We start from the raw sequence: 11,747 nt of genomic DNA, 5'->3' as shown, positions 1-11,747 counted from the left end.
ATCCGGTCTCGCCCAAGGAGATCAGTGGCATGAATATGTGGAGAAGGCTGTCCGGCCCCCGCCGGGCCCTCGCGCTCGGCGGCGCGGGCGCTCTGGTCGCGGGCGGACTGGTGGCCCTGCCGGTCACCGTGGCGCACGCCGCCACCCAGTGCGACGTGTCGTACACGACCAGCGACTGGCAGGGCGGGTTCACCGCCTCCGTCAACATCAAGAACATCGGCGACGCCCTCAACGGCTGGACGCTGGGCTTCACCTTCCCCGACGGCAACCAGCGCGTGCAGCAGGGCTGGTCGGCCCGTTGGTCCCAGAGCGGCCGGAACGTCACCGCGCAGAACGAGTCCTACAACGGCACGGTGGCCAGCGGCGCCACGGTGAGCATCGGCTTCAACGGCGCCTGGAGCGGTAGCAACCCGAAGCCCACCTCGTTCACGCTCAACGGCGTGACCTGCAACGGCGGCACCCCGCCCACCACGGCCCCGCCGACGACGCCGCCCCCCACGACGCCGCCGCCGACCACCCCGCCGCCCACCACTCCGCCGCCCACCACCCCGCCGCCCGGGCAGAAGGTGGACAACCCCTACCTGAACGCCCAGGGGTACGTGAACCCGGAGTGGAAGGCCAAGGCCGAGTCGGTGCCCGGCGGCAACCGGGTGTCGAACAACCCGACCGCCGTCTGGATCGACCGGATCGCCGCCATCAACGGCACCCCGGACAGCAGCTCCAACGGCGCCATGGGCGTCCGTGACCACCTGAACAAGGCGCTCGAGCAGGGGGCGAACTACATCCAGTTCGTCATCTACAACCTGCCCGGCCGCGACTGCGCCGCGCTGGCGTCCAACGGTGAGCTCGGCCCCAACGAGCTGCCGCGCTACAAGGCCGAGTACATCGACCCGATCGCCGCGATCCAGGGCGACCCGAAGTACGCCAGCCTGCGCATCATCAACATCATCGAGATCGACTCGCTGCCGAACCTGGTGACCAACACCTCCGGCAACCCCGGCGGCACCGCGATGTGCGACACGGTGAAGGCCAACGGCGCCTACGTCAACGGCGTCGGGTACGCCCTGTCGAAGCTGGGCGCGATCGGCAACGTCTACAACTACATCGACGCCGCCCACCACGGCTGGATCGGTTGGGACAGCAACTTCGGCCCGACCGCGCAGATCCTGAAGGACGCCGCCGTCGCCTCCGGCAGCACGGTGAACCACGTCCACGGCTTCATCGTCAACACCGCCAACTACTCGGCGCTGCGCGAGCCGCACATCAAGATCACCGACAACGTCAACGGCACCAGCGTGCGCCAGTCCAAGTGGATCGACTGGAACTTCTACGTGGACGAGCTCTCGTTCGCCCAGGCGTTCCGCAACGAACTGGTCGCCAAGGGCTTCGACTCGAAGATCGGCATGCTGATCGACACCTCCCGCAACGGCTGGGGCGGCTCGGCCCGACCCACCGGCCCGGGCGCGACGACCAACGTGGACACCTACGTCAACGGCGGTCGGGTGGACCGTCGGATCCACGCCGGCAACTGGTGCAACCAGGCCGGGGCCGGCCTGGGCGAGCGCCCGAAGGCCGCGCCGGAGCCGGGCATCGACGCCTACGTCTGGGTCAAGCCCCCGGGCGAGTCGGACGGCTCCAGCAAGGAGATCCCGAACAACGAGGGCAAGGGCTTCGACCGGATGTGCGACCCGACCTACACCGGTAACGCCCGTAACGGCAACAGCATGAGCGGCGCCCTGCCGGACGCCCCGATCTCGGGCGCCTGGTTCCCGGCGCAGTTCACGCAGCTCATGCAGAACGCGTACCCGGCGCTCTGAGACCGGAGCCCACCCGCCGCTGGCAGTAGGTGAGGCGCTCCAGCGGCAGGTTCCCCGGGCCCCCGGTCCGACCGTCCGACGGTCGGGCCGGGGGCCCCCTCGCGTGCGCCCGTCAGGGCACCGTCCTCTCGATCGCGGCACGGCCCAGCTCGGCCAGGTCCCGGCGGGCCCGCTCGACGTTCTCCGCCGTCAGGTCCTGCCCCCGGGCCGCCACCAGGTCCTCCGGCTCCCAGGGCTGCTCCGCCCCGGTGCGGATGTGCTCCGGTGCCGCGCCCGTGCCGGTGCCCGTCGCGCCGGTGCCGGCGGCGTACGGGTCGCCGATCAGCTCGTCGCCGCCGGTGTCGTCGGCCGGCTGGTCCCCGCCCCCGGTGAACGACGGAGTGTCGCGGTCGGCGCCGCCCCCGGTCATCAGCTGCGGGACGCCGGTGTCGTCGTCGACCGCCGTCGCCGTCTCCGGGCTCTCCTCCAGCGGCCGGTCACGGTCACGGTCCGTCATGTCGCTGCCCTCCTGGCGCCCGATGGTCTCCTGGCCCTGATCGCGTACCCGCCGTGGCGGGCCCCATGCCCGCCACCGCGTCCCGGCCAGTGCGGGCTCCGGACACGGCGACGCCCCCGACCGGTCGGCCGGGGGCGCCTTCGTGGGAACGGGTCAGCGCCCGAGCACCCGGTCCAGGAAGTCGCGGTAGTGGCGCACCGCCATCCGGAGCTGCTCGGTGTCGGCCGAGCCGGCGTCCTGCCAGCCGCCCAGCTTGTTCTTCTGCGCGGACAGCGCCGAGGAGAGCGCCTGGATGGCCTCGTCGACCAGCGACTGGGCCTCCCCGGCCGCCGCGCGGGGATCGTCCACGAAGCGCAGCTGCACGTCCCGCCAGCGGTCCCGGAACCCCTGCGCCGTCGTGGGGTCGAAGAGGCTGGCCGGTTCGGCGGCCACCGTGGCGCCCGCGGGCCGGTCGATTCCGGCGGCCTCCAGGTCCTTGGTGCCCGCGCGGCCGACCGGCGCGTGCTCGGCGTCCGGGTCGACCAGGGCCGGTGTGGCGCTGCCGTACCCCGCCGCGCGGTCCTCCGGGTCGCCGACCCGGTCGGCCCGGCGCCCGGGACGGCCGTCGGTGGCGTCGGGGGGCGGCACCTCCGCGTCACCCCGGCGGGCCTGCCGGTCATCAGGCTCGGCGTCGCCGAGCCCGACGGAGCGGTGGAACCCGGCGGTCGGGTCCGCCCGGCGGTTCTCCCCGGGGCCGCCCACGGCGCCGTCGCCGGGCCGCGCGGTCGACTCCGAACGCGGGTCGGGCTCGTCCTCCGGAAGAGGGCTGGCCAGGGCGGACGCGGCGACCGCGCCGCCGACGCTGGTGGCGCCGAAGGCGGTCGGCACGGGCCCCGGCTCGTGGAACCCGGGCCGGTCGCCGTCGGCGTCCCGCTCGTGCGGCCGGTCCCTGCCGGCGCTCCGGCCGCGCGACGGCTCGTCGCCGGCGACGGCCGGGTCGTCGAAGGTGCCCCGGTCGTCCAGGGCGTCCTCGGGTACGTCGGCCCGGCCGGCCCGGTCGCCCGGAGGCGGCACCGGCACCGGCTCGGAACGGACGGCCTCGGGGTGCTCGTTGCCCACCCGCTGCTCTTCCTGGCGCATGGTGATCCTCCTAGCGGCTCGTGGCGTCGTGTTGGCTGTCCGGGTTGCGCTGCTCGGACGGTCGGGCTCCGACCGGCTCCTCGCCGAGCAGGTCGGCGAAGAGGGCGCGGTAGTGGACGACGGCCTGGCGCAGTTCCTCGGTGCTCGCCTCGCCCCGGGAGTTGCGCAGGTGGATCTCGTGGGCGTCGCGGTAGTGGCCCAGCGTTCGGGCGTGCTCGACGGATAGGTGGGCGACCTGGTCGGAGAACTCACCGGTGGGGTAGCCGCGTTCCGCGACGAGCCGGGTGACCAGTTCGTCCGCGTCTCCCACGGTCTCGGCGGGGGAGTCGACGAAGCGGACCTGGAGCTCCTCCCACGCGGCGGCGTACCGGGCCCGGGACTCGGGGGCGAGGGGGGTGAGGGTGAGATCCGCGTGGCGACGTTCCCGCTCCCGCAGCTCCCGCTCGGCGGCGGTCCGGCTGTCCTGCTCGGCGACGGCGCGGTCGTACTCGGGTCCGAACCGCGACCGCAGCGCGCGGCGGCGGGCGTACGACCGGGCCGCCACGGCCGCGACCGCGATCACCACCAGCACGACGAGAACTATGACGATTACCTGCGTGGGCGACATGGCTCCTCCTTCGTCAGGTGGTATTCCCTCCGCTCAGTGATCGCCAATCCCGTTTCGCGGCACTTTCCTGACGAACCCGCCGGTGGTCCATTCCCCGTCAGGACATGACGAGTCACACAGAGTGATGGACCGTCAAAACTTGACTCGTTCCAGAAAACGGGCTTGGGTGGGGAGATGCCGGTCGGATCCGACGTCGAACGCCTGCGGGCGGCGGGGCTGCGTGTCACGCGGCCCCGGCTCGCGGTGCTCGCGACGGTGCGCGACCGGCCGCACCTGGACGCCGACACGATCACCCGACTCGCCCGGGTCCGCCTCGGGCGGATCTCGGGCCAGGCGGTCTACGACGTCCTGCACGCGCTCACCGGCGCGGGTCTGCTGCGCCGGTTCACCCCGGCCGGCGGTCCGGCCCGGTACGAGGTGGGCGGGGACGACCACGACCACCTGGTCTGCCGGGACTGCGGCGCGATCGTCGACACCCGGCGCAACCGGGCCCCCGGGCCCTGCCTCGACCCCGGGGCCGCCGCCTTCGCGGTGGAGTTCACCGAGGTCACGTACTGGGGCCGGTGCCCCGGATGCCAGCCGCGACACGGCTGACGCCAGCCGCCACACCGATCTGGAGGAGAGCCATGAGCGACCCGCAGGCCAGCAAGCCGATCCTCACCACCCGTCAGGGTCACCCCGTGCACAACAACCAGCAGCAGCGGACGGTCGGCTCGCGCGGCCCGGCGACGCTGGAGAACTACCACTTCCTGGAGAAGATCAGCCACTTCGACCGGGAGCGGATCCCGGAGCGGGTGGTGCACGCCCGCGGCTTCGTCGCACACGGCGAGTTCGAGGCGTACGGGACGATCGGTGACGAGCCGGCATCGACGTACACCCGGGCCAAGCTGTTCCAGACCAAGGGCGGCAGGACCCCGGTCACCGTCCGCTTCTCCACCGTCATCGGCGGGCGGGACTCCTCCGAGGCGGCCCGCGACCCACGCGGCTTCGCCGTGAAGTTCCGCACCGAGGACGGCAACTGGGACATGGTGGGCAACAATCTCCAGGTCTTCTTCATCCGCGACGCGATCAAGTTCCCCGACGTGATCCACTCGCTGAAGCCGGACCCGGTCACCTTCCGCCAGGAGCCGAACCGGATCTTCGACTTCATGTCGAACACGCCCGAGTCGATGCACATGCTGACCTGGCTCTTCTCCCCGTACGGCATCCCGAGGAACTACCGGACGATGCGCGGCTCCGGGGTGAACACCTACCGCCTCGTCAACGCCGAGGGCGAGGGCGTGCTGGTCAAGTTCCACTGGCTGTCCCAGCAGGGCGAGCACAACCTCACCCAGGCCGAGGCGGACGCCGTCCAGGCCACCGACCTGGGCCACGCCTCGAAGGACATCTACGAGGCGATCGAGCGCGGCGAGCACCCGAAGTGGGAACTCAACGTCCAGGTGATGAGCGACGACGAGCACCCGGAGCTGGACTTCGACCCGCTCGACGACACCAAGATCTGGCCGGCGGAGGACTTCCCCTACCTGCCGGTCGGCATGATGACGCTCAACCGCAACATCACCGACCACCACGACGAGAACGAGCAGATCGCCTTCGGCACCGGCGTGCTGGTCGACGGCATCGACTTCTCGGACGACAAGATGTTGGTCGGCCGGACGTTCTCCTACTCGGACACCCAGCGCTACCGGGTCGGCCCGAACTACCTCCAGCTGCCGGTCAACCGGCCGCGCGAGGACGTGCGGGTCAGTACCAACCAGGGCGGCGGCCAGATGTCCTACGGGGTGGACGACCGTGGTGCCAACCCGCACATCAACTTCGAGCCGTCCTCGGTCGCGGGCCTCCGGGAGGCCGACGAGTCCTACCGGGAGTACCGTCCGTTCGTCTCGGGCCAGATCATGAAGGCCCCGATCGAGCGGCAGGACAACTACTCCCAGGCCGGCCGGCGCTACCGCGAGATGGACGACTGGGAGCGCGACGACCTGATCCTCAACCTCACCACCCTGCTGGCCCAGTGCGACAAGCACATCCAGGAGAAGATGGTCTGGCACTTCAGCCAGTGCGACTCCGACTACGGCCGTCGGGTCGCCGAGGGTCTCGGCATCCCCGCCGACGCCTGATCCGCACCGCCCACGAACGCCCCGCCGGCCTCCGGCGGGGCGTTCGTCGCATGTGGACGCTCGTCGGGTAGGCCGGACGCGACGGACGGTAGTGCATCGGGCGAGGATTACGTATCCTGCCCAAGGCGTCCGCCGGACCTCCCGGCACCGCGGGCCGGGACCGTCCGACCGCGACGTTGCCCGGCCGGCGCCGGCGCCCCCGCAGCCACACCTTCCGGGCGAGGTCTGATTGAACACCCGTGACTGGCCGATCCGCTCGAAGCTGACCGCATTGGTCGTCGTGCCGGTGACCGCTCTGCTGGCGCTCTGGATCTTCGCCACGACGCTCACCTTCGGGCCCGCCCTCGACCTGCTCGCCGCCCGGACCCTCCTCTACGACCTCGGCCGTCCGGGCGAGACCGTGGTGACCGAGCTGCAACGGGAGCGCCGGCTCTCGGTGGTCCAGTTGGCCGGCGACGGCACCGCGCCCGGGCTCGCCGAGCAGCGGCAGCGGACCGACCGGGCGATCGCGGAGCTGCGCCGCCGGGTGGGCGGGGAGGACCTGCGCGACGCCGCCGACCACATCCTCGACGCCCGACTCGACCAGTTGGCCACCGCGCTGGAGGCGCTGCCCGCCGGACGGAAGTTCATCGACCAGCGGGCGGTGGACCGGGCCGGTGCGATCGGGCTCTACAGCGGGATGATCAACTCCGCCTTCCAGGCGTTCTCCGCGATGGCCAACCTGCCCGACCGGGACCTCAACCGGCAGGCGCTCGCCGTCACCGCGCTCGGCCGGTCCCGGGAGCTGCTGGGGCAGACCGACGCCCTGCTCGCCGGGGCGTTCATCGCCGGCCGGTTCGCCGACGGCGAGCGCCTCCAGCTGGTGCAGACCATCGGCAACCAGCGGTTCCTCGCCGAGACGGCGGTCGCCGACCTGCCCGACGCCGAGCGCGCCGCGTTCCAGCGGATGACCGAGGGGGAGGCCTTCGGCCGGTTGCGGACCATGCAGGACACGCTGGTGGGCACGGGATCCGCCAGCAGCCGGCCGACGGTGGACCCGACGGCCTGGCAGGAGAGCTACCAGGCGGTGCAGCAGGCGCTGCGCGACTTCGAGCTGGCGCAGGCCGACGGGCTCGCCGACCGGTCGGTGCCGTCGGCCGTGCGCATCCTGGGCCGGCTCGGCGCCGCCGGGGTGCTGGGGCTGGCCGCCGTCGTGGTCTCGGTCCTCGTGTCGCTGCGGGTCGGTCGCAACCTGGCGCACCGGCTCACCGGCGTACGCACGGCCGCGCTGGAGACGGCCGAGCGCCGGCTGCCCGACGTGGTGGCCCGGCTGCGCCGGGGCGAGCAGGTCGACGTCGCCCGGGAGGCGCCCCCGCTGGAGTACGGTCGCGACGAGATCGGCCAGGTGGCACGGGCGTTCACCGAGGTGCAGCGCACCGCCGTCCAGTCGGCCGTCGACGAGGTGACCCTGCGGCGCGGGCTCAACGAGGTGTTCCTCAACATCGCCCGGCGCAGCCAGGGACTGGTGCACCGGCAGCTCGCGCTGCTCGACCGGATGGAACGGCACACCGAGGACCCGGACGAACTGGCGGAGCTGTTCCGGGTCGACCACCTCGCCACCCGGCTGCGGCGGCACGCCGAGGATCTGGTCATCCTGGCGGGCGCGGCCCCCGGGCGGGGCTGGCGCAACCCGGTCGCGACGGTCGACCTGGCCCGGGGCGCGATCTCCGAGGTCGAGTCGTACGACCGGGTCGACATCACCGCCGTGGCGCCCGCCGGCGTGCTCGGGCGGGCCGTCGGCGACGTGATCCACCTGCTCGCCGAGCTGATCGAGAACGCCACCGCGTTCTCGCCGCCGCAGACCCGGGTGGCGGTCTCCGGGGAGCACGTGGCGAACGGCTACGCGATCGAGATCACCGACCGGGGCCTGGGCATGTCCGCCGCCGCGCTGGAGGACACGAACCGGCGGCTGGCCCGCTCGCCCGACTTCGAGCCGACCGAGACCGCCCGCCTCGGGCACTTCGTGGTGGCCCGTCTCGCCGCCCGGCACGGCGTCCGGGTGCGGCTGCGCCCGTCCGACGGCGGAGGGCTGACCGCCGTGGTGCTCATCCCCGCCGACCTGGTCACCGACGAGCCCTCCCTGCCCCCGACCGGCGGCCCGCCGGTGGCGCGGCCAGCCGCGGGGACCCCGGAGGAGCGCCGGCTCGCCCGGGCGAGCCGGCTGAGCACACTGCCCCGTCCGGCCCGCGCCGCCGCACCCGCCACGGTGACTCCGGCCGCCGCGCGACCGGCGCCGCCCGGAGGGACCGCGGGTCCGGCCCCGAACGGCGCCGCTCACGGTGGCCCGACCACGGGCGGTGCCGCTCCCGGCGTCCCGGCCCGGAACGGCGTTGCCTCCGGCGTCCCGACCCCGGTCGGGGAGGTCGACGGGCTGCCCCGACGGGTGCGCCGGCGGCCACCGACGCCCGGGCCCCGGCAATCGGCCCCGGGCACGCCCGGGCCCCGGCAATCGGCCCCGGGCACGCCCGGGCCCCGGCAATCGGCGCCGGGCACGCCCGGGGGGCAGCCGTCCGCCGGGGAAGCCCCGGGGCGGTGGTCCGCGCTGGACGGCCCGACGCTGCGGCAACCGCTGACCGAGAGTCCCGCCCCGCGCAGCCCGGAGGAGGCGCGGCGGGCCATGTCCGCCCTGCAGGCCGGCACCGCCCGTGGTCGCGCCGCGGCCACCGGGGCGGCTCCGGACCGGGCGTCCGGCGGCAGCGCGGCGGCCCCGGGGCCCGCGTCGGAGCAGACCGGCGACGGCACCACCGCGGCCCCCACCGGGCCGGCCGCCGCCGGCACCACCGACCGGCAGGGCCGGCCACCCGAAGACCCGAGCCCGACGTCGGCCGAGCGGCCGGTGGAACCCGAACCCAAGACCGCGACTGAGAGGGACGCCTGATGCATCCGACGAGGCAGAGCGCCGATCTCGACTGGTTGCTCGACGAGCTGGTGGAGCGGGTGCCGCCCGCCCGACAGGCGGTGGTGCTCTCCGCGGACGGACTGCTGGTCGGCTCCTCCGCCGGCATGGACCGCGCCGACGCCGAGCACCTTTCCGCGCTGGCTTCCGGCTTCTCCAGCCTGGCCCGGGGCACGAGTCGGCAGGTGGCCGGCGGGGCGGTCCGGCAGACCGTGGTGGAGATGGAGTCCGCGTACCTCTTCGTCACCGCTGCCGGGCAGGGCGCCTGCCTTGCCGTGGTCAGCGACGCGGACGCGGACATCGGCCTGGTGGCGTACGAGATGGCGATGCTCGTCACCCGGGTCGGGGAGAACCTGAGCGCGCCGGCCCGGTCGACGACGGGGGCCGCCGATGCGGGCTGAGTCGCCCGGGCCGCAGCACGAGTGGCTGGACGACGACGCCGGTCCGGTCGTGCGGCCCTACACACTCACCGGCGGCCGGGTCCGGTCCGCCGCGGACGGGTTCGACCTCGTCGCGTTCGTGCTGGCCGAGGCGGCGGCCGACCCGAGCGTCCACCCCGAGCTGCACCCCGAGCACCGGCGCCTGGTGCAGTTGGCCGCCCGGCCCGTCCCCGTCGCGGAACTCGCGGCCGACCTCGACCTCGCGGTGGGCGTGGTCCGCGTACTCCTCGGCGACCTACTGGCGCGGGGGCTGGTCGCGGTGCACCAGCCGACGGCCGCCGCGTACCTGCCCGACGACGACATCCTCAAGGCGGTGGTCAGTGGACTCCGTGCGCTATGACCGAACCGGATCCGGCTCCCGGGTCCCGCTCGCGCTCAAGATCCTGATCGCCGGGGGCTTCGGCGCCGGCAAGACGACGCTGGTGAGCGCGCTCAGCGAGGTCCGGCCGTTGCAGACCGAGGAGGTGCTGACCGGCGCCGGCATCGGCACCGACGACCTCTCCGGCGTCGAGGCGAAGTCGACCACGACGGTGGCGATGGACTTCGGCCGGATCACGATCAACGACGACCTTCAGGTCTATCTCTTCGGCACCCCGGGGCAGGACCGGTTCTGGTTCCTCTGGGACGAGCTGGCGTTCGGGGCGCTCGGCGCGGTGGTGCTCGCCGACACCCGCCGGCTGGCCGACTGCTTCCCGTCGATCGACTACTTCGAGCAGCGGGGCGTCCCGTTCGTGGTGGGGGTGAACTGCTTCGACGGCGCCCGCAAGTTCGGCCTGGAGTCCGTCCGCCAGGCGCTGGACCTCGACCCCGACGTGCCGCTGGTGCTCTGCGACGCGCGGGACCGGCAGTCCGGCAAGGAGGTGTTGATCGCGCTTGTCGAGCACGTGGCCCGGCAGCGCGGCGAGCCCGTGCCGGCGGCCTGATCCCGCGCGGCGGCGACCCCGGCGGGCGTCCGCCCGGCCGGGCCGCCGCGATTCGGCGGGGTCTTCGGGGCTAAGTGGGCGGCCCAGCGGGAAGGCTGGTGGGATCGGTGCAGGAACGACGGAGGGCGGATCCGGTGACAGGTCAGGACGAGATCGTCCACATCGGCGGTTACACGGCGCACAGCGGGGGCCGGGGCACCGGCATCGTCGCGGCGCGACGGGACCCCGCCTCCGGTGAGCTGACCCCGCTCGGCGTGGTCGCGGTCACCCCCTCGCCCTCCTTCCTCGCCCGGCACCCGCGGCTGCCCGTGCTGTACGCGGTGAACGAGCTGCCGGACGGGCAGGTCAGCGCCTTCCGGGTCGGCGTCGACGGCGAACTCACCCCGCTCGGCACCCGGGCCACCGGCGGCGCGGAGCCCTGCCACCTGGCGGTCGTCCCGGGCGGTGGTCACCTCGTCGCGGCCAACTACGGCGGCGGCAGTGTGACGGTGTTTCCGCTCGACCCCGACGGGGTGCCCGGCGAGCGCAGCGACCTGGTGCAGCACGAGGGGCACGGGCCGGACCCGGAACGCCAGGAGGGCGCGCACGCCCACATGGTGAACCCCGCTCCGGGCCGGGGCCCGCTGCTCGCGGTCGACCTGGGCACCGACTCGATCTACCGCTACGACCTGGACGCGGCCAGCGGCCGGCTGGTGCCCCGGGCGCCGCGGGTGCGTACGGCCGCCGGCGCCGGCCCCCGGCATCTGGCGCGGCATCCCGACGGGCGGCGCTGCTGGGTGGCGGGGGAACTGGACGGCTCGGTCACCGCCTACGAGCTGACCGGCGACGGTGCGCTGCACCAGCGGGGCCGGGTCGAGGCGAGCGACCGGCCCGGGCACGTCCAGCCGTCGGAGATCGCGGTCGGCCCGGACGGGCGCCACCTCTACGTCGCCAACCGGGGGGTGGGCACCGTCGCGGTCTTCGCCGTCTCCGCTGAGCTGCCGGAGCTGGTCGCGGAGGTGGACACGGGCGGCGAGTGGCCGCGGCACTTCGCCCGGGCCGGCGAGCACCTCTACGTCGCCGACGAGCGGGCGGACATGGTGCGGGTCTTCCGGGTGGACGCGGCCACCGGCGTCCCGGTTCCGGTGGGGGAGCCCGTGGCGGTGCCGAGTCCCACCTGTGTGCTGCCCTGACCAGCCACGATGCCGGTGACATCACCGCGACGGAACGCCATCCTCACTCAGCGTCATGATTCGGCGATCAACTGTTTCTCGTGCGTAACTTTCGTCCGAACGGCCGTGGCAGTCGTCCCGA

The 11,747-nt window shown here is 73.7% G+C and carries 11 protein-coding genes; 8 read left to right on the top strand and 3 right to left on the bottom strand.

The window, feature by feature from the left end; all coding sequences use genetic code 11:
• Positions 1-29: 29 nt before the first annotated feature.
• Positions 30-1,817, top strand: coding sequence for a glycoside hydrolase family 6 protein (locus tag KBX06_RS00765; protein ID WP_210832224.1), 1,788 nt, complete (start codon positions 30-32; stop codon positions 1,815-1,817).
• Positions 1,818-1,929: 112 nt separating this feature from the next.
• On the opposite strand, the gene KBX06_RS00760 is transcribed toward KBX06_RS00765, so the two are convergent.
• The 3 genes from KBX06_RS00760 to KBX06_RS00750 form a co-directional block, all read right to left on the bottom strand.
• On the bottom strand, positions 1,930-2,313 hold the full coding sequence (locus KBX06_RS00760) for a hypothetical protein (protein ID WP_210832223.1): 384 nt from the start codon (positions 2,311-2,313) through the stop codon (positions 1,930-1,932).
• Between the two features lie 153 nt (positions 2,314-2,466).
• Complete coding sequence (locus KBX06_RS00755) at positions 2,467-3,432, bottom strand: hypothetical protein (protein ID WP_210832222.1); 966 nt, start codon at positions 3,430-3,432, stop codon at positions 2,467-2,469.
• A gap of 10 nt (positions 3,433-3,442) precedes the next feature.
• Positions 3,443-4,039: a hypothetical protein gene (locus tag KBX06_RS00750; RefSeq protein ID WP_210832221.1), complete on the bottom strand. Its 597-nt coding sequence runs from the start codon at positions 4,037-4,039 to the stop codon at positions 3,443-3,445.
• A 174-nt stretch (positions 4,040-4,213) separates the two neighbouring features.
• On the opposite strand from KBX06_RS00750, the gene KBX06_RS00745 reads away from it, so the two are divergent.
• The 7 genes from KBX06_RS00745 to KBX06_RS00715 all read left to right on the top strand — a co-directional run bounded on the left by KBX06_RS00745 (position 4,214) and on the right by KBX06_RS00715 (position 11,626).
• Positions 4,214-4,633, top strand: a complete 420-nt coding sequence (locus tag KBX06_RS00745; RefSeq protein WP_210832220.1) for a Fur family transcriptional regulator — start codon at positions 4,214-4,216, stop codon at positions 4,631-4,633.
• 32 nt (positions 4,634-4,665) lie between these two features.
• Positions 4,666-6,156: a catalase gene (locus KBX06_RS00740; protein ID WP_247684963.1), complete on the top strand. Its 1,491-nt coding sequence runs from the start codon at positions 4,666-4,668 to the stop codon at positions 6,154-6,156.
• 229 nt (positions 6,157-6,385) lie between these two features.
• The gene (locus KBX06_RS00735) at positions 6,386-9,073 is read left to right on the top strand and encodes a nitrate- and nitrite sensing domain-containing protein (RefSeq protein ID WP_210832218.1); all 2,688 of its coding nucleotides are present in this window, start codon (positions 6,386-6,388) and stop codon (positions 9,071-9,073) included.
• Positions 9,073-9,492, top strand: a complete 420-nt coding sequence (locus KBX06_RS00730; protein WP_210832217.1) for a roadblock/LC7 domain-containing protein — start codon at positions 9,073-9,075, stop codon at positions 9,490-9,492. The genes KBX06_RS00735 and KBX06_RS00730 overlap by 1 nt, the downstream gene beginning before the upstream one ends.
• Positions 9,482-9,871, top strand: a complete 390-nt coding sequence (locus KBX06_RS00725) for a DUF742 domain-containing protein (protein WP_210832216.1) — start codon at positions 9,482-9,484, stop codon at positions 9,869-9,871. The genes KBX06_RS00730 and KBX06_RS00725 overlap by 11 nt, the downstream gene beginning before the upstream one ends.
• On the top strand, positions 9,852-10,454 hold the full coding sequence (locus KBX06_RS00720) for an ATP/GTP-binding protein (RefSeq protein ID WP_210832215.1): 603 nt from the start codon (positions 9,852-9,854) through the stop codon (positions 10,452-10,454). The genes KBX06_RS00725 and KBX06_RS00720 overlap by 20 nt, the downstream gene beginning before the upstream one ends.
• A 134-nt stretch (positions 10,455-10,588) precedes the next feature.
• Complete coding sequence (locus tag KBX06_RS00715) at positions 10,589-11,626, top strand: lactonase family protein (protein ID WP_210832214.1); 1,038 nt, start codon at positions 10,589-10,591, stop codon at positions 11,624-11,626.
• Positions 11,627-11,747: the final 121 nt, after the last annotated feature.

Source organism: Micromonospora sp. C31 (assembly GCF_018070575.1).
GTDB lineage: Bacteria > Actinomycetota > Actinomycetes > Mycobacteriales > Micromonosporaceae > Micromonospora.
The sequence above is the reverse complement of the archived record's forward strand: the minus strand, read 5'-3'. Positions and strand labels throughout refer to the sequence as shown.

Bases quoted from the DNA above. Each gene is read 5' to 3' on its own strand.
- KBX06_RS00765 (WP_210832224.1), top strand. From the start codon at position 30: ATGAATATGTGGAGAAGGCTGTCCGGCCCCCGCCGGGCCCTCGCGCTC.
- KBX06_RS00760 (WP_210832223.1), bottom strand. From the start codon at position 2,313: ATGACGGACCGTGACCGTGACCGGCCGCTGGAGGAGAGCCCGGAGACG.
- KBX06_RS00755 (WP_210832222.1), bottom strand. From the start codon at position 3,432: ATGCGCCAGGAAGAGCAGCGGGTGGGCAACGAGCACCCCGAGGCCGTC.
- KBX06_RS00750 (WP_210832221.1), bottom strand. From the start codon at position 4,039: ATGTCGCCCACGCAGGTAATCGTCATAGTTCTCGTCGTGCTGGTGGTG.
- KBX06_RS00745 (WP_210832220.1), top strand. From the start codon at position 4,214: ATGCCGGTCGGATCCGACGTCGAACGCCTGCGGGCGGCGGGGCTGCGT.
- KBX06_RS00740 (WP_247684963.1), top strand. From the start codon at position 4,666: ATGAGCGACCCGCAGGCCAGCAAGCCGATCCTCACCACCCGTCAGGGT.
- KBX06_RS00730 (WP_210832217.1), top strand. From the start codon at position 9,073: ATGCATCCGACGAGGCAGAGCGCCGATCTCGACTGGTTGCTCGACGAG.
- KBX06_RS00725 (WP_210832216.1), top strand. From the start codon at position 9,482: ATGCGGGCTGAGTCGCCCGGGCCGCAGCACGAGTGGCTGGACGACGAC.